Below are 16994 nucleotides of genomic sequence, written 5' to 3'. Positions count from 1 at the left end.
CCTGTACGGGCTGTCGCCGGATAGTTCATGCTATCGGTCCGGCGCGGCTACCGGTCCGAGTAGTACGGGTCGCGAGACCGACCGATCGTTCCGGTGTCGATTCGTCCGTCCCGCCTTGAGCGACGGGCTGCCTCGGGACTTCGAGTCGGTCGGATCGGGTGCTAGCGTCGAGTCGCTCGAAGGACCGAATCGGGACGCGGAACCGGGGCCGACCCGTTCGACCGAGCGACCGACGGGAAATACTGATATTCCGGACCGAGTGAGCGAACGGACGTCGTTCCGATGCGGCCATTTTTGCGCAGCAACGAAGTTTATAGCCGTCCATCTCCTACGACCGGGGCAACCGAATGGAAGAGAGTATCTCGGGATTCAAGGTCCGCGGTGACTGGGGCGACATCGTCGAACACGGCGAGCGCATCACACGCGCGCTCCGAGACGCTGGCGTCCACGACCCTGACGAGGACTACGGCGCGCGCTTCACTCGCGCGTTCGACGAATGGGAGGAGTGGCGACCGAAAGCCCACGAGACCCTCGAGTCCGACGTCAGCGAGAAAACGGCCGATCAGGCCAGCATCGAGGAGGGGAAGGGCGAAAAGGCCGGCAAGGAGCCGGACGAGGACATCAAAACCGCCGGCGAGAAGCTCTCGGAGTCCTACGAACAACTCGAGGAGGACGACGCCGAAGCCGCGGTGGACAACTGGAAGGAGTCGATCGACTACGTCGCGCGGGCGGCGGACTCCGCCGGGCGCAAGGCGGTCCGACGGGTCGAGGACACGGTCTACCAGAACGTGATGACCCAGCTTGCACCGTACTACTTCGACAACGAACTCGTCAGCGCGAACATCCAGCAGTCGACGCGCAACGGCGGCAACGGCGAGCGGTTCGTCTTCGAAGTCAACGTCAACGACGACGGGCTCAAAGACGCCGTCTCCGACCGACTCGCCGAGTTCGAAGACGAGATCGACCGTTGGCACGTCGAGATCGAGAAAGATACCGACGCGGCCGAAGCGATCGAAGGCGCGGAACCGCCGCCGGAGCCCGACGACAACTCGAGGTCGACGACGAACTGATGGCCGATCACGCTCTTACAGCACGACGACGGTCTCCGAGCCGCCGTCGCAGTCGGCACACACTTGTAGGGCTAGCTGGTAAGCCGGGATAGATGGTTGAGTTCGTAACGATCGCGACGTTTCTGGTGGCCGCACTCGCCAGTCTCTTCATGGCCTGGGCGATCGGTGCCGGCTCGAGCGGATCGACGCCGTTCGCCCCGGCGGTCGGTGCGAACGCGATTTCGGTGATGAGAGCCGGATTTCTCGTCGGAATCCTCGGATTCGCCGGCGCGGTCTTGCAGGGGGCGAACGTCTCCGAGGCGGTCGGTGCCGATCTGATCGGCGGCGTGACGCTGTCGCCGATGGCGGCGACGGTCGCGCTCATAATCGCGGCCGGGCTGGTCGCCATCGGCGTCTTCGCGGGGTATCCGATAGCGACGGCGTTCACCGTCACCGGAGCCGTGATCGGCGTCGGCCTCGCGATGGGCGGCGTTCCCGCGTGGCCGAAGTACATCGAGATCGCCACGCTCTGGATTCTCACGCCGTTCGCCGGCGGCGGCTTCGCCTACGGGATCGCCCGAATCCTGCGCAGCGAACCGTTCGCGGAGGAGTATCTCATCATCGGGCTCGCGGCGCTCGTCGGCGTGATCGTCGCTAACCTCGAGTTCGCGATCCTGGGTTCGGGGAGTACCGGCGGGGCGTCGATCGCCCAGGCCTCGAGCGGCTGGGTTCCCGGCCCGTCGTTCGTCGGTGTCGTCGCCGCGACGACCGTTATCGCGGCGCTCTGGGCGGGGGGGATCGCGATCGATCTCAACGCGGGAACCGAACGCGGCGAACGTCACTTCCTGTTGATCCTCGGGGGACTGGTCGCGTTCTCCGCGGGCGGAAGCCAGGTCGGACTGGCGGTCGGACCGCTCATTCCGCTGTCGGGCGACGTCGGACTCCCTCTGATCGCCCTGCTCGTGGGCGGGGGCTTCGGCCTCCTGCTCGGGTCGTGGACCGGTGCGCCGCGGATGATCAAGGCGATTTCCCAGGACTACTCCTCGCTCGGACCGCGCCGGTCCATCGCCGCGTTGATCCCCTCGTTCATGATCGCCCAGACCGCCGTGCTGTACGGCATTCCGGTTTCGTTCAACGAGATCATCGTCAGCGCGATCATCGGCAGCGGGTACGCCGCGGCCGGATCCGGCGGCGGCGTCAGCGCCAGCAAGATGGGGTACACCGTCCTCGCGTGGGTCGCTTCGCTCGCCGGTTCGATCATCATCTCCTACGCCGGATTCGTTGCGATCGATTTCGCGCTGTTCTGATACCGAGGTACGTTTCGACCGGGCAGGCGGCCCCGAACATCTTCACCTGACTTTGGTCCGCTCGCGTGTGCCTTGTTCGACATCGAACAGGCTTTACACGACCGGTGGCGAGTTCATCTATGGACGAGGATGCGACCGTGGATTCGCCCGATTCAGAGACGATCCAGTGGCGACGCGACGCCTCGACGTCACGAACCGTTCGCCTCCTGTGGTCGCTCGGCGTCGGCACGTTCTTCGCCGCAATCGGTATCATCGTCTTCTGGCGACTGTACGATCTCGCCAGCCAGGCCGGCGGCGGATCGGTCATTATCGCTCTGTTCGCCGCGCTCGCCGTGACGATCCTCGCGTTTGCCGCTACCAGCAACACCGAACGACGACTCGAGCGACTCGCCCGACGGCTGCCCGTCACCGCGCCGTCGGGGACGGGCCTCGAGCGCGCGATGGACGCCGCCCTCGGGACGCTCGCGATGGTAACCGTCATCGGGACGCTGATGGCGATCGGTCGAGTCGTCTCCCAGCGGGAGTTACTGGGCGGTCTCGGTGCCGGACCGTTCACCGGGACGGCCGCGCTGTTGCTCCCGCTCGCGCTCGTCGCGCTCGTCCTCGCGTCGTTCCTGCGATCCGTCGGCACGCTCGACCGCGAGAAACGGACGCTCTTCCTCTACGATCCCGATCAGGTGATCGACCTCGATGTCATCGAGGGCGTCTCGACGCGCCGGTTCGGCGACGCGACGATTCTGACACTCGAGTACGCCCAGCCGGACGGCCAGTACGTCGCGGGACCGCGTCGGCTCGTCGTCCCGCCGAACGTCGCTCGGGAAGTCCAGGCGCTCATCGAGCGGTCGGCCTAACGCTCGAGTACCAGCACGTACCGCGTCAGCGACCGGTGCACGCGGCGTTCGAACGCGGCCTCGAGTTCCCACCCCGCATCCCGCGCCTCGCTCGCCCACGATCGATCCGCGACCATCACGGCTCGCGGCGCAACCCGCCGGGCTTCGGCGAGTGCCCCCGAGACGAGATCCTCGAGTCGGTGCGTTTCGATCTTCGACTGGCGGCCGTACGGGGCGTCGAAGACCACGCCGTCCACGGCGTCGTCCGCGATCGGCAGCCGTGTCGCATCGCCGCGGCCGACGTGCCACGCGCCGCGAGGGACGCCGACGGGCGAGGGGTCGCCCGTCTCGAGGAAGTGCGCTAGATTCTTCCGAGCGCCGCCGACCATCTTGGCCTGTGCGTCGGTACCGATCACGTCCGCGCCGACGAGGCCGGCCTCGACGAGGACGCCGCCAGTGCCACACATGGGATCGAGAACCGTCGCCCCGGGGCAAGCGCCGGCGACGTTCGCGACGGCCCGAGCGAGCAGCGGATCCATGCTTCCGGGCTGGAAGAAGGGTTTGTCCGTCGGCGCTCGAGCGCCGAAGTCACGGACGCTCTCGGCTGCGAGCCAGCCGAGTGCGCAGACCGACGCGTGCTCGCTCCGTGGGTCCGTTCCGACGGTCTCGAACAGATCGCCCGTCTCCGCGTCGGCCGTGAGGCCGCCGGTCTCGAGCGGTCCCGCCGAAAACGCCGCCCGGAGCAGGTGGTCCGGCTCCTCGAGATCGACCGTGAACCCCCGATCGACCAGGATTTGGCCGAGTTCACGCTCGGCTTGCTCGGTGCTGACGCCACTCGAGCCGTGGATATCGGTCGCCCGCACGGCGACGCTTCCCTTGCGATCGATGGGGGCGGTCTCGAGCAACGCACCGGCGCTCGCGAGGTCGGCGTCGGTGCGGCCGAGCAACTCGCTCGCGCGGTGCGTGTAGGTCAGTCCGCGAACGCGCTCGGGGACGATGGCGTTCGCGGTGGCGAGTCCGGGAGCGATTCGCCGGACGTCGGCCGCAGCGCTGGCTGCTTCGCGGGCTGCGAACGCGTCGTCCTCGCCGCCGAGCTCGAGCAGGTACACGGCTATGCGTCACCGGGGACCGGCCATGAGCCTACCGCTTTTCGGGTACGCCACCGCCGTTGAACCGTCCGCTGATATCGACTGTGAGCCGCTAACAATCCTGAATCCGCTGGATCTTCTCCGTCAGCGCCCGTCGTATATACCGGATATATCAGGTGGCGGTACTAAGCTTTATAAACCTTAAATACGTCTTTTTAAGCGACTAATGACGGATCCCAAGGACACCATCAACATCGAAAACGTGGTGGCGTCGACCGGCATCGGACAGGAACTCGATCTCCAGAGCGTTGCCATGGACCTCGAGGGGGCCGATTACGACCCCGAACAGTTCCCCGGTCTCGTCTACCGTACCCAGAACCCCAAATCCGCCGCACTCATCTTCCGCTCGGGGAAGATCGTCTGTACCGGCGCGAAAAGCACCGACGACGTCCACGAGAGCCTTCGAATCGTCTTCGATAAGCTCCGTGAACTCCAGATCCAGGTCAACGAGGATCCGGAAATCGTCGTCCAGAACATCGTTACCTCGGCCGACCTCGGCCGCAACCTCAATCTGAACGCGATCGCGATCGGACTCGGCCTCGAGAACATCGAGTACGAACCCGAGCAGTTCCCGGGACTGGTCTACCGACTCGACGAACCCGAAGTCGTCGCCCTGCTCTTTGGCTCCGGGAAATTGGTTATTACCGGCGGGAAGAAACCGGTCGACGCCGAACACGCCGTCGACAAGATCGTCTCCCGTCTCGAGGACCTCGGCCTGCTCGAGTAACGCGACCGCCGTTTCCGTTCCGTTTTCGACCGCTCCTCGAGTGACGACGTCCGCAGCGGCGTCGATACCCGCCGCGGCGGTCGTGACCGCAGTCATTATCAGGGTATTAGACCCACGGTTCAGTTCGTTCTCGCCGTTCGCGTTCGTTACGTCTCCGACAGTAACGTCCAGAGACCCCTGTCCACGATATCGCTCGCTGAAGCGGCCGAGTCGATCACGAAGGCCAGTCACCGAGTTCGATTACGGACGGTCTCCGGCGGTATTCACGGATTACCGATCGTTCAACGACGATTGAACGGTCTAGAGCGGGCTGAATTGACGATTGCTATCGGAACGACCGGCCTCGTTTATCCCCTCCTGGATTTGAGAGTCAGCTATCGATGACGATCAACACAGACCGGCTGACGACCGCCCTGGACCGGCGTACTCCTAGCAGTCGCGAGCAACTCGACGGCCCCTTCTCGCAGGCGGCGGTTCGTCGGATACTGGCCAACGATCGTCGACGCGAGGTGCTCCGCTGTCTGCTCGTCGAGGACGGCCCGCTCGAGATGCGCACGCTGGTCGCACGGATCGCCGACGACGAACACGACGCGACGTCGGTGACGCCGCTCCTCGAACTGCGCCAGCGCGTCCACGTCTCGCTGTGTCGAACCCACCTCCCGCTGCTCGAGGATCATCACATCCTCTCCTACGACCGAATTCGGGGGCTGGTCTCTCCCGGGGCGACCCTCTCCGTATTCGAGTCGATGCTCGAATTCGACGGCCTCGAGCGCCCGATCACGGCTCGGTTGGAGTCGCGCTCGTAGTACCCCTGCCCGATTGAGCCCCGGCCGTAGCAACCGGTAGAATACGACGGTCGTTCGCGACGGCCCGTGCCTACTCGACCAGTCGCTCGATCTCGGTGACCAGGATATCGCTCGCGCCCGCCTTCTTGACCTCGGTGATCGTCTCGAAGACGTCGCTCTCGTCGACGACGACGTGGACGGCCACCTTTCCGTCACCGCTTCGAGACGCTCCCGGAGCCTCGTCGCTCTTCTCGGCGATATCCATCACCGTCGGTCCGCCGAGGCCGGGGATGACGTCCCGGACGTCGTCGAGTTTCGCCTTCGGGACGTTCATCATCAGATAGCGCTTGCCCTCTGCCTGCTTGACCGAGGTGAGGGCGGTCCGGACCTCCTCGACTTTCGGCTCGTCGACGACGTCTTCGCGCCCGAACAGTCGGACGGAACTCGAGAGCACGTCGTCGATGACGGCCAGCCGGTTCATCTTGAGCGTCGTCCCGGTGCTCGTGATGTCGACGATGGCGTCGGCCATCTCGACGTGGGGCGTCAGCTCCGTCGCGCCCGTCACCTCGACGATATCGGGCTCGACGCCGGTGTCCGCGAAGAAGTCCGCGGTGATGTTCGGGAACTCGGTCGCGACGGTCTTGCCGGCCATGTCCTCGACGGTCTCGAGGTCCCCGTCTTCGGGGGCCGCGAGGACGAGTCGACAGCGCCCGAACTCGAGGTCCAGCAGCTCGGAAACGTTGTCGACGCGGGCCTCGTGGACCTGATCGAGTCCCGTGATCCCGAGGTCGGCCGCGCCGTCGGCGACGTACTCCGGGATGTCCGCCGCGCGGGCGAAGAGGACGGAGATATCGGGATCGACGGTGTCGGCGTAGAGCTTTCGGTCGGCACCGTTCTCGAGGTGGAGCCCCGCCCGCTCCAGGAGGTCGATCGTCGGCTCGTGCAGGCGGCCCTTGTTGGGAACGGCGATTCGCATTTGCCAACAGTTCGGCGTCGGTGGGGAATTGTCTTTTCATCCGGAGGTCCCCCGCCCTCCCGCCGGATCGTATACCATACGGCGTACCCCGTATGGCGTACACCAACAGGCTCATAGGAGTGCCCGTACAATGACAGTACATGTCGCGAAACCGCGGGGATTCCGGCCGATTCACCGATACGACCACGCTGGCCGACGTTCTCGACGTTTTCGACGCGGTGGAGGGTCCGGTCGTCACGTCGGGCGATATCGCCGAGTCGCTCGACTGTTCCCGGGAGACCGCACGCCGGAAACTCCGGGCTCTCGAGGAGGACGGACGCGTCGCGAGTCGGAAAACCGCCGGACGAGTCGTGTGGTGGCGCACGGATCCGACGGCGACTGATGGAGACGTCGACCCGAACGATCCGTTCTGGGAACTGGAACCGGGCCGATCCGGGGAGAGCGACGTTTCGGAGCGCGTCGACGAGGTTCTGTACGGTGACGCATGACTGGCGCAGGTGCGATACCGCTGTTCGTCGATACCGGCGCGTTCTACGCTCGGGCCGACGCAGACGACCGGCATCACGACACCGCGAAACGGGTTTTCGAAGGGATTCGCCGCGGTGATCTGGCGTATCGACCGATCTATACGTCTCGGTTCGTTCTCTCTGAACTCGCGACCTTACTGCTCTACAAGATCGGCCACGGTACCGCCGCCCGGACGCTTCGCGCTATCCGCGAGTCCGAGAGCTTCACCGTTTGCTCTGCCGACGAGGCGGCTGCCCGCCAGTTCGAAGCGTACGACGATCAGGAGATATCGTTCGTAGACCACGCGACGAGCGTCCTCGCCGGTGAACGGAACGTCGATCACGTCTTCGCTTTCGATAGCGATTTTCGGACGCTCGAGTTCACGCTCGTCCCCGAGGACACGGATGAGCCGTGAGCGCGGGACGAGTGGGAGCTGACGCAGGCACCGACGGACACCGCTCACACCGACAGATCCGCCCGGCGGAGCAACTGCGCGTTGATCGCCACGATCACCGTGCTCGCGGACATGAGCACCGCGCCGACGGCCGGCGAGAGAAGAATCCCGATCGGGGCGAGGATGCCGGCCGCCAGCGGAAGGGCGAACACGTTGTAGCCCGCGGCCCAGACGATATTCTCCTGCATCTTCCGGTAGCTCTTCGCGCTCAGGCGGACGAGTCTGGCGACGTCGCGCGGATCGTTCTCGACGAGGACCACGTCGGCCGACTCGACGGCGACGTCCGTGCCGGAGCCGATGGCGACGCCGACGTCGGCTCGAGTCAGTGCGGGGGCGTCGTTGACGCCGTCGCCGACCATCGCGACGAGGTGGCCCCGCTCCTGTAACTCGAGGATCTTCTCGTCCTTGTCTTCGGGCAACACCTCGGCGAAGACGGTGTCGATGCCGAGTTCGTCGGCGACGCTGTGCGCGACGTCCGCGTCGTCGCCGGTCAACATCGCGACCTCGACGCCCATCCCGTGGAGCGCGTCGATCGCCTCGAAACTCTCCTCGCGGACCACGTCCGCGAGCGCGACTGCACCGACCACGACCTCGTCGTGCAAGACGTAGACGACGCCCTCGCCCCGAGCGCCGGCTTCGTCGGCGAAGCGCTCGAGTTCGGAATCGGGCTCGATCTCGAGGTACCGGAGTAGGTTGGGGCCGCCGACGGAGGCGGTTCGGCCGTCTCGACCGCCCGCGTCGCCCGTCTCGTCGGCACCGTCTCCGCCGCCGGGCGTTACGGCCGGGGCGGTGTCGCGTTCGACCGTCGCGCGGACGCCCCGCCCCTCGAGCGCCTCGAACCCGCGGACGTCGGGGACGGACAGCCCGCGATTCGCGGCTTCGTCGCGGACGGCCTGGGCGATCATGTGCTCCGAATCTCCCTCCACGGCGGCCGCGAGCCGCAGGACGTCGTCCTCGTCCCGGCCCTCGACGGTCGCGATCTCGACGATGCCCTGCTCGCCCGCCGTGAGCGTCCCGGTCTTGTCGAAGACGACGGTGTCCAGGTTGCGCGCTCGCTCCATGGCGATCCGGTCGCGGACGAGCATGCCGTTCCGGGCCGCCATCGAGGTGTTGATCGCGACCACGAGCGGGACCGCCAGCCCGAGTGCGTGCGGACAGGCGATGACGAGTACCGTGACGACGCGCTCGACGACCGGGAGTCCGAATCCGATGGCGATCGACCAGGCGACGGCGGTCACGGCCGCGACGCTAATGGCCGCATAAAACAGCCAGCCCGCGGCCCGGTCGGCCAGCACCTGCGTCCTCGAGCGGCTCTCCTGGGCCTCCTCGACGAGGCGTACGATACCCGACAGCGTCGTCTCCTCACCGGTCGCGGAGATGCGAACGCGAAGACTGCCATCCCGGTTGGTCGTCCCGCCGATGACCTCGTCGCCCGGCTCCTTCCCGACCGGCTTCGACTCGCCGGTCACCATGGACTCGTTGACGTTCGATTCGCCCTCCTCGACGACGCCGTCGGCGGGGACGTTCGAGCCGGGTCTGACGAGGACGAGGTCGCCCTCCTCGAGGTCGTCGACGGAGACTTCCGTCGTCTCCCCGTCCGCTGTGATCCGCTCGGCGGTATCGGGCAGCAGTTCCGCGAGTTCGTCGAGCGCGCCCGACGCGCGCCTGACGCTGCGCATCTCTATCCAGTGGCCCAGCAGGAAGATGACGATCAGGGTCACGAGCTCCCAGAAGAACGGCTCGCCGATGGGGAAGACGGCCGCGACGACGCTGTAGCCGAAGGCGACGGTGATCGCGAGCGAGATGAGGAGCATCATTCCCGGCTCGCGGTTCCTGGCCTCGACGGCACCCATCCGGAGGAACGGAACCCCGCCGTAGGCGAAGACGGCCACGCCGAGGGCGGGCGCGACGAACTCGCTTCCCGGGAACGTCGCGGCGGTGAAGCCGAACCACTCCTGAAGCATCGGGCTGTAGTACAGCACCGGCAGGGAGAGCACGAGGCAGACCAAAAAGCGCTTCCTGAACAGTTCCTCGTGGTCCGTGTGGTCGACGTGTTCGCCGCGGTCGCCGTCGTCGGACTCACCGCCGTTCTTGGGGCCGGAAGCATCGTGCTCGCCACGATCACGTTCGCCGGCTTCGTGGTCCGCGCGCTCGACGCGTCGCCCGTCCGGCGTCTCGTCGGCACCCGGGGCGGCGCGATACCCGTTACAGACCCGACAGCAGGAACAGTAGCTGTCGGTCGGTTTCCCGTCTCGAGCGTCGATCTCCGACCTCGCGTGGGACGGATCGTCATGCTCGCGGTACGAATCGGTCATTAGCGCCGCTCACCTCGCTCAGCCATCGGCGACTAGTTCGCGACGGAACACCGTAGTTTTCACACCTTGCTCAGTCGGACGGTATCGAACCTACTTTACTTTCGAAAATCACAGCCGGATACATTCGCACTTTCCAAGGCACAACCCGCTTGAACGTGTCTCCCCTACATCCACACATGAACACGAGACGAGCCCACCTCGAGATCACCGGCATGTCCTGTTCGACCTGCTCGGGGACCGTCGAGGACGCGGTAGCGGGCCTCGAGGGCGTCGAGTCGGCGAGTGCGAACTACGCGACCGACGAGGGGACGGTCGCGTACGATCCCGACGAACGCTCGCTGGCCGACATTTACGACGCGATCGAGGACGCGGGCTACGAGGCCGCCTCGGAGACGGAGACGATCACGGTGATGGGGATGTCGTGTTCGACCTGTTCCGAAACCGTCGAAGACGCGGTCACGGACCTCCCGGGCGTGATCGGCGCGGACGTGAACTTCGCTTCGGACGAGGCCCGGATCCGGTACAACCCGAACGATGTCTCGCTCGGCGAGATCCACGCGGCCATCGAGGGGGCCGGTTACGACCCCGTCCGCGGCGAGACCGCGGATACTCGGGGCTCGAGCCAGCGCGAGCGCGCCGTCGAGAAGGCGCTTCGCCGCCAGCGCCGACTGGTGATCGGCGGCGGCATCCTGACGCTGCCGTTCGTCCCGATCATGCTCGCGATGCTCGGGCTCGTGTCGGTTCCGGACGCCGTCGCCGGTATCGGGATCGGCTGGCTCGAGTTCGCCCTCGCGACGGTACTCATGGCGACGCTGGGCCGGGAGTTCCTCGCCGGTGCCTATCGCGCGTTCTCGCACAATCGCCGGGCGAACATGGACACGCTCGTGGCGATGGGTTCTTCGGCGGGCTACGTCTACAGCGCGGCGGTCCTCTTCGGACTGATCGCCGGTGCCGGTCTCTACTTCGAGGCCGTCGCCTTCATCCTCTGGTTCATCACGCTCGGCAACTGGCTCGAGATCCGGTCGAAAGCCCGGGCCGGCAACGCGTTGCGCGAACTGCTCGAGATGGAGGCGGACGAGGCGACGGTCGTCGAAGACGGCGAGGAGACGCGGCTCCCGCTCGAGGACGTCGCGGTCGGCGACGTGATGAAGGTCCGACCGGGCGAGCGGATTCCGACGGACGGCGTAGTCGTCGACGGCCAGAGTGCCGTCGACGAGTCCATGTTGACGGGCGAATCGGTGCCGGTCGAGAAAGGTGAGGGCGACGACGTCGTCGGCTCGACGATCAACGAGAACGGCGTCCTGCTCGTGGAAGCGACGCAAGTCGGCTCCGAGACGGCGATCCAGCAGATCGTCGACCGGGTCAAGGAGGCCCAGTCGCGCCAGCCCGAGATCCAGCGGCTGGTCGACAGGGTGAGCGCCTACTTCGTCCCCGCGGTGATCGGCAACGCCGTCATCTGGGCGACGCTCTGGTACGTCTTCCCCGACCGACTGGCCGCGGTCGCGAACTGGCTGCCGCTGTGGGGCCTCGTCGAGGGCGGCCCCGAAGTGGCCGCCGTCGGCGGCGCTGGCGTCCCGCTCCTCGAGTTCTCCGTCATCGTCCTCGCCTCGGCCCTGCTGATCGCCTGCCCCTGCGCGCTGGGGCTGGCGACGCCGGCCGCGACGATGGTCGGCTCGACGCTCTCGGCGACCAACGGCGTGCTGTTCAAGGGCGGCGACGTCCTCGAGCAGGTCCGCGACATCGACACGGTCGTCTTCGACAAGACGGGAACGCTGACCCACGGCGAGATGACCCTGACGGACGTGGAACTCGTCGGTGACCGGGCGGCTACCGACGGCGGAGCCGACGCGACATCGGACGGCGGCGCGCTCGTCGACCCGCAGGAACGCGAGGAGGACCTCGAGTCGTTCGTCCTCGGGGCGGCCGCGACGGCCGAATCCGGCTCCGAGCACCCGATCGCGCGGGCGATCGTCGAGGGAGCCGAGGAACGCAGTATCGAGGTCGGCGAGGTCAGCGAGTTCGAGAACGTTCCGGGTCACGGTATCCGCGCCGAGACCGACCGCGGGAGCGTCCTGATCGGTCGCCGAAAACTGCTCGAGGACGCGGGTATCGACACCGAACCCGCCGAGGAACCCCTGACGCGACTCGAGCGCGAAGGGAAGACGGCGATGCCGGTTGCGGTCGATGGTGAACTCCTCGGCGTGCTCGCGGTGGCCGACGAAGTCCGCGAGAGCGCCAAAGAGACCGTTGCGGCGCTCCACCGGCGCGGCATCGAGGTCGTGATGCTCACCGGCGACAACGAGCGCACCGCTCGAGCGGTCGCCGAACAGGTCGGGATCGATCCCGACAACGTTCGCGCGGCGGTGTTGCCGGAGGACAAGGCCGACCACATCGAGGCGCTTCAGGACGGCGGTGGGCGAACCAACGGTTCGCGGGTGATGATGGTCGGCGACGGCGTCAACGACGCGCCCGCACTGACGACCGCACAGGTCGGGGTCGCCATCGGCTCCGGCACCGACATCGCCATCGAGAGCGCCGACGTGACCCTGATGCGCGACGATCCGGCGGACGTGCTCAAGGCCGTCCGCATCTCCGAGGCGACCATCTCGAAGGTTCGCCAGAACCTCTTCTGGGCCTTCGCCTACAACACAACATTGATCCCCATCGCCTCGCTCGGCCTCCTGAATCCCGCGCTCGCGGGGCTGGCGATGGCCGCCTCGAGCGTGAGCGTGATGGCCAACAGCCTCTCTTTCGCAACGTACGATCCCCACGAGGACTACCGGCCGGTGGTACTACGGCCGCTCGAGTGGCTCCGGCGGTAATCGGACGCGACACCGACACGAGCCGGGTCAGTGCAATTCCGGCGGTGCGTTGAGTTCGGCGACGTACTCGCTCCCGTCGTACTGGACGACCCGTTCTCCGGCTCCGTCCTCTCGCTCGAGGGCCGGTTGCGAGAGAAACCGTTCGGAGAGCCTATAGCTGGTTCGGACCGATACCCGTCGGCCGACGGCCGCCTCGAGAAGCGTGGCCGGCGATCGATTCCATTCGACAGTATAAGGCCCTCGCAGGAGAAACGCCGATCCATGACGACACTGGCGATCACCGGCGGGCAGGTGCTGTTGCCCGACATCACGGTGACCCGCGCGGACGTACTGGTCGATCAGGACGGCGGCGAGATCCTCGAGATCGGAACCGAACTCGCGGGCGACGCTGACGAGACGCTCGAGGCGACGGATTCGCTCGTCACGCCGGGCTTCGTCAACGGACACTGTCACGTCGCGATGACGTTGCTTCGGGGCTACGCCGACGACAAGGCGCTCGACGCGTGGCTTCGGGAAGACATCTTCCCGACGGAAGCCGAACTGACGCCGGAGGACGTCCACCGTGGGGCGAAACTCGGCCTGCTCGAGATGATCAAATCCGGCACGACCTCGTTTGCGGATATGTACTTCATGGTGCCCCGAATCGCCGACGCGGTCGAGGAGGCCGGCCTCCGCGCACGCCTCGGCCACGGCGTCATCTCCATTGCGTCGAGCGACGAGGAGGCCCGGGCCGACGCTCGAGAGGGTCTCGACGTGGCCGAGGAACTCGACGGTCGCGCCGACGGCCGCATCTCGACGGCGTTCATGCCCCATTCGCTGACGACCGTCGGCGGGGAGTACTTGGAGGAGTTCGTCCCGCAGGCCCGCGGTCTCGACGTGCCGATTCACTATCACGCGAACGAGACCACAAACGAGGTCGCACCGATCGTCGAGGAACACGGCGTCCGCCCGATGGCCTACGCCGCCGAGAAGGGACTGCTCGAGCCCGACGACTTCATTGCCCACGGCGTCCACCTCGACGAGAGCGAGATCGCCCTGCTCGCGGAGGCAGGCACGAGCGTGATCCACTGCCCGGCGTCGAACATGAAACTCGCCAGCGGGATGGCTCCCGTTCAGCGGATGCTCGACGCGGGAGTCACCGTGGGCATCGGCACCGACGGCGCGGCCTCGAACAACGACCTCTCGATGCTCGACGAGGCCCGCGACGCCGCCATGATCGGCAAACTCGAGACCGGCGACGCGAGCGCGGTGGCCGCCGAGTCGGTGGTCGAGATGATGACCCGGGGCAGCGCCGAGGCCATCGGTCTGGATACCGGCCGCCTCGAGGAGGGTGCACCCGCCGACATCGCAGTGATCGACCTCGAGAAGCCCCACCTGACGCCGCGTCACGACCTCGTGAGCCACCTCGCCTACGCCGTCGCGGCGGCGGACGTCCGCCACACCGTCTGCGACGGGCGAGTGCTGATGCGCGATCGGGACGTGCTGACGCTCGACGAAGACGCGGTTCGATCGCGGGCGAGCGAGGCCGCCGAGGCGCTGGTCGATCGCGCCGAGACGTAAGTTGCTTGCGAGGGCGAACGAAAATATGAACGCTTACACCGTATTATAAACGCTTAAAACGTTTATCCGCCGGTTTCGTCGAACCGGAAACGCCCAGAACTGCCGGCCGGATTTATTTACGGATCTCCGAATGTCTCGAGCGGATGAATAACAGAGAACTGTTCGCGGCGGCCGTGGCTGCCGCCGTGTTGCTGTCGCTGTTCGCGTTGCCGGGTGCGGTGGCCGCGACCGTAGACGCATCGATCGCCGACGACGAGGATATCGAAGGCCCCGACGATAACGAAGCCACTGATGGCAACGAAACCGACGACGAGAACGAAACCGATGATGGTGACGACGTCGACGATCCCTCGATCTCCGTCACGCAGGACGGGAACACCGTCACCGTGAGCCTTACCGCCGGTGGCGAGGCCGTCACGAACACGACCGTCACGGCTGAAGCTGTCGACGGGAACGTCTCCTACTCGGCCGGCGAGACGACGGACGCGAACGGCACGGCGACGTTCGACGCGCCGACGACCGACGAGAGCGTCGACGTCGTGTTCGAGGCGACCGTCGACGACGAGCCGGTCGAGACGACGGCGACCCTCGAGCGGGTCGAGGACGCTGACCCGAAGAGTTTCGGGCAACTCCTCGACGAGTTCAAGACCAACGACGTGACCGACGACGAGCCGCTGGGGCTCCAAATCGCTTCCTTCGTCGTCGAGACCAACCCGGGTAACGCGCCGGATCACGCTGGCCCGCCGAGCCACGCCGGACCGCCGGACGAGGATACCGACGAGAAAGACGATCAGGACCCGTCGGACGAGAAGGGTAACGGCGGCGGCCCGCCGTCCCACGCCGGCTCGTCTCCCTGAGAACTGACCGACGGACGCCGCTCGACGGTTCGATTCCCGCGTTGTCAGAGGCACGATCCCGTCGCCGGCGTCCGAAGCGATCGCGGCGCTCGCATCGAGTCGAGCGCCACCGATCGAAACGAGACGGACGGGTACCGTTCGGAATCACTTTGGCTATCGGTACTGCAACCCGCGACCGATCGACCTCGAGCCGCGGCTCCCGTCGGATCCGGTTCGGTAGCGTTTTGACGCGCGTCCCACTCCGTTATCGTATGACCGACTCTGCGTATCCGCCGATCAGCGACCAACTGTCGGAAGCCGCCGAGCAGAGCTCGACGAACCCTGAAATGGAATTTCAGGACCTCGAGTCCGCACGGGAGGAGGGGCGTCGGAAGATGGACTGGGCCACCCAGCACATGCCGATTCTCGAGCACGTCCGCGAGGAGTTCGTCGCGGATCAACCGTTCGAGGGCGAGCGCATCGGGATGGCGATGCACGTCGAAGCGAAGACGGCGATCCTCGTCGAGACGCTCGCCGAGGGCGGCGCTGAGGTCGCGGTGACGGGCTGCAACCCGCTTTCGACCCACGACGACGTCTCGGCCGCACTCGACGCCCACGAGAACATCACCAGCTACGCCAAACGCGGCGTCGACGACGAGGCGTACTACGACGCCATCGAGGCCGTCATCGCCCACGAACCGACTGTCACCGTCGACGACGGGATGGACCTCGTCGCGGCGATCCACGAGGACTACCCCGAACTCATCGACGGCATCGTCGGCGGAGCCGAGGAGACGACCACCGGCGTTCACCGCCTGCGCGCGATGGACGCGGACGGGGCACTCGACTACCCCGTCTTCGCGGTCAACGACACGCCGATGAAGCGCCTCTTCGACAACGTCCACGGCACCGGCGAGTCCTCGCTGGCCTCCATCGCCATGACCACGAACCTCTCGTGGGCCGGCAAGGACGTCGTCATCGCCGGCTTCGGCTACTGCGGCAAGGGCGTCGCCCGGAAGGCATCGGGCCAGAACGCGAACGTCATCGTGACCGAAGTCGAGCCCCGGCGCGCCCTCGAGGCCCACATGGAGGGCTATGAGGTCATGCCGATGGCCGAGGCCGCCGAGGTCGGCGACGTCTTCCTCACGACGACCGGCAACCGGGACGTCATCGTCGAGGAGCACTTCGAGGAGATGCAAGACGGCGTCCTGCTGGCCAACGCGGGCCACTTCGACATCGAGATCGATCTCGACGCGCTCGACGACCTCGCGGTCGACCGCTACGAGGCTCGCGACGGCATCGAAGCCTACGAGATGGCCGACGGCCGACGGCTGAACGTCATCGCCGAGGGCCGCCTCGTCAACCTCGCCGCCCCCATCTCGCTCGGCCACCCCGTCGAAGTGATGGACCAGAGCTTCGGCGTGCAGGCCGTCTGTGTGCGCGAGATGCTCGAGAACGGGGACGAGTACGACGCGGGCGTCCACGACGTCCCCGACGAACTCGACACAGAGATCGCCGAGATCAAACTCGAGGCCGAGGACGTCGACTTCGACTCGCTGACGGACACCCAGCGCGATTACATGGGTAGCTGGGACCACGGGACGTAAGCGATTTCAGCCGACCCGTCTCGAAGGATAGCGGCTACGAAGTCTCGTACTCGCTCCCGTTTTCTTGCGGT

Annotated in this window: 14 protein-coding genes; 11 read left to right on the top strand and 3 right to left on the bottom strand. The window is 66.4% G+C overall.

What is annotated here, in order from left to right; genetic code table 11:
- The first annotated feature begins 347 nt into the window (after window positions 1–347).
- The 3 genes from DWB23_RS17335 to DWB23_RS17325 all read left to right on the top strand — a co-directional run bounded on the left by DWB23_RS17335 (window position 348) and on the right by DWB23_RS17325 (window position 3207).
- On the top strand, window positions 348–1070 hold the full coding sequence (locus DWB23_RS17335; protein WP_121744030.1) for a DUF5828 family protein: 723 nt from the start codon (window positions 348–350) through the stop codon (window positions 1068–1070).
- A gap of 92 nt (window positions 1071–1162) precedes the next feature.
- Complete coding sequence (locus tag DWB23_RS17330; RefSeq protein ID WP_121744029.1) at window positions 1163–2356, top strand: inorganic phosphate transporter; 1194 nt, start codon at window positions 1163–1165, stop codon at window positions 2354–2356.
- Window positions 2357–2475: 119 nt separating this feature from the next.
- The gene (locus DWB23_RS17325) at window positions 2476–3207 is read left to right on the top strand and encodes a hypothetical protein (RefSeq protein WP_121744028.1); all 732 of its coding nucleotides are present in this window, start codon (window positions 2476–2478) and stop codon (window positions 3205–3207) included.
- Here DWB23_RS17325 and DWB23_RS17320 read toward each other — a convergent pair.
- Complete coding sequence (locus tag DWB23_RS17320; RefSeq protein WP_121744027.1) at window positions 3204–4295, bottom strand: TIGR01177 family methyltransferase; 1092 nt, start codon at window positions 4293–4295, stop codon at window positions 3204–3206. The two genes, DWB23_RS17325 and DWB23_RS17320, sit on opposite strands and share 4 nt — an antisense overlap.
- 205 nt (window positions 4296–4500) lie before the next feature.
- On the opposite strand from DWB23_RS17320, the gene DWB23_RS17315 reads away from it, so the two are divergent.
- Entirely contained in the window at window positions 4501–5061 is a 561-nt protein-coding gene (locus DWB23_RS17315) for a TATA-box-binding protein (RefSeq protein ID WP_007109921.1), read from the top strand.
- Window positions 5062–5441: 380 nt separating this feature from the next.
- Window positions 5442–5867: a DUF7344 domain-containing protein gene (locus DWB23_RS17310; RefSeq protein ID WP_121744026.1), complete on the top strand. Its 426-nt coding sequence runs from the start codon at window positions 5442–5444 to the stop codon at window positions 5865–5867.
- A gap of 70 nt (window positions 5868–5937) precedes the next feature.
- Here DWB23_RS17310 and hisG read toward each other — a convergent pair whose 3' ends face one another.
- A complete protein-coding gene (gene hisG / locus DWB23_RS17305) occupies window positions 5938–6822 on the bottom strand; it encodes an ATP phosphoribosyltransferase (protein ID WP_121744025.1) in 885 nt (294 codons plus the stop codon).
- 140 nt (window positions 6823–6962) lie between these two features.
- Here hisG and DWB23_RS17300 point away from each other — a divergent pair, with 140 nt between their 5' ends.
- Both DWB23_RS17300 and DWB23_RS17295 read left to right on the top strand, forming a co-directional pair.
- A complete protein-coding gene (locus DWB23_RS17300; RefSeq protein WP_121744024.1) occupies window positions 6963–7310 on the top strand; it encodes an HTH domain-containing protein in 348 nt (115 codons plus the stop codon).
- Window positions 7307–7744: a type II toxin-antitoxin system VapC family toxin gene (locus tag DWB23_RS17295; RefSeq protein ID WP_121744023.1), complete on the top strand. Its 438-nt coding sequence runs from the start codon at window positions 7307–7309 to the stop codon at window positions 7742–7744. Before DWB23_RS17300 ends, DWB23_RS17295 begins: the two co-directional genes overlap by 4 nt.
- 44 nt (window positions 7745–7788) lie before the next feature.
- Here the strand turns inward: DWB23_RS17295 and DWB23_RS17290 are convergent, their stop codons facing one another.
- Window positions 7789–10098, bottom strand: coding sequence for a heavy metal translocating P-type ATPase (locus DWB23_RS17290; protein ID WP_121744022.1), 2310 nt, complete (start codon window positions 10096–10098; stop codon window positions 7789–7791).
- 176 nt (window positions 10099–10274) lie between these two features.
- Between DWB23_RS17290 and DWB23_RS17285 the strand changes: the two genes are divergently transcribed.
- The 4 genes from DWB23_RS17285 (at window position 10275) to DWB23_RS17270 (ending at window position 16923) form a co-directional block, all read left to right on the top strand.
- A complete protein-coding gene (locus DWB23_RS17285) occupies window positions 10275–12920 on the top strand; it encodes a heavy metal translocating P-type ATPase (RefSeq protein ID WP_121744021.1) in 2646 nt (881 codons plus the stop codon).
- Window positions 12921–13181: 261 nt separating this feature from the next.
- Entirely contained in the window at window positions 13182–14480 is a 1299-nt protein-coding gene (locus DWB23_RS17280; RefSeq protein WP_121744324.1) for an amidohydrolase, read from the top strand.
- A gap of 143 nt (window positions 14481–14623) precedes the next feature.
- Window positions 14624–15337, top strand: coding sequence for a hypothetical protein (locus DWB23_RS17275; protein WP_121744020.1), 714 nt, complete (start codon window positions 14624–14626; stop codon window positions 15335–15337).
- 251 nt (window positions 15338–15588) lie between these two features.
- Window positions 15589–16923 (top strand): adenosylhomocysteinase, encoded by a 1335-nt coding sequence (locus DWB23_RS17270; protein ID WP_121744019.1) that lies wholly within the window; start codon window positions 15589–15591, stop codon window positions 16921–16923.
- The last annotated feature ends 71 nt before the right edge of the window (window positions 16924–16994 follow it).

Source organism: Natronorubrum halophilum (assembly GCF_003670115.1).
Classification (GTDB): Archaea; Halobacteriota; Halobacteria; order Halobacteriales; family Natrialbaceae; genus Natronorubrum; species Natronorubrum halophilum.
The sequence above is the reverse complement of the archived record's forward strand: the minus strand, read 5'-3'. Positions and strand labels throughout refer to the sequence as shown.

What these genes read in the sequence shown, in the direction of transcription:
- DWB23_RS17270 (WP_121744019.1), top strand. Translation starts at nt 15,589, where the DNA reads ATGACCGACTCTGCGTATCCGCCGATCAGCGACCAACTGTCGGAAGCC.
- DWB23_RS17280 (WP_121744324.1), top strand. Translation starts at nt 13,182, where the DNA reads ATGACGACACTGGCGATCACCGGCGGGCAGGTGCTGTTGCCCGACATC.
- DWB23_RS17290 (WP_121744022.1), bottom strand. Translation starts at nt 10,098, where the DNA reads ATGACCGATTCGTACCGCGAGCATGACGATCCGTCCCACGCGAGGTCG.
- DWB23_RS17330 (WP_121744029.1), top strand. Translation starts at nt 1,163, where the DNA reads ATGGTTGAGTTCGTAACGATCGCGACGTTTCTGGTGGCCGCACTCGCC.
- DWB23_RS17310 (WP_121744026.1), top strand. Translation starts at nt 5,442, where the DNA reads ATGACGATCAACACAGACCGGCTGACGACCGCCCTGGACCGGCGTACT.
- DWB23_RS17335 (WP_121744030.1), top strand. Translation starts at nt 348, where the DNA reads ATGGAAGAGAGTATCTCGGGATTCAAGGTCCGCGGTGACTGGGGCGAC.
- DWB23_RS17285 (WP_121744021.1), top strand. Translation starts at nt 10,275, where the DNA reads ATGAACACGAGACGAGCCCACCTCGAGATCACCGGCATGTCCTGTTCG.
- DWB23_RS17315 (WP_007109921.1), top strand. Translation starts at nt 4,501, where the DNA reads ATGACGGATCCCAAGGACACCATCAACATCGAAAACGTGGTGGCGTCG.
- DWB23_RS17300 (WP_121744024.1), top strand. Translation starts at nt 6,963, where the DNA reads ATGTCGCGAAACCGCGGGGATTCCGGCCGATTCACCGATACGACCACG.
- hisG (WP_121744025.1), bottom strand. Translation starts at nt 6,822, where the DNA reads ATGCGAATCGCCGTTCCCAACAAGGGCCGCCTGCACGAGCCGACGATC.
- DWB23_RS17275 (WP_121744020.1), top strand. Translation starts at nt 14,624, where the DNA reads ATGAATAACAGAGAACTGTTCGCGGCGGCCGTGGCTGCCGCCGTGTTG.
- DWB23_RS17295 (WP_121744023.1), top strand. Translation starts at nt 7,307, where the DNA reads ATGACTGGCGCAGGTGCGATACCGCTGTTCGTCGATACCGGCGCGTTC.
- DWB23_RS17325 (WP_121744028.1), top strand. Translation starts at nt 2,476, where the DNA reads ATGGACGAGGATGCGACCGTGGATTCGCCCGATTCAGAGACGATCCAG.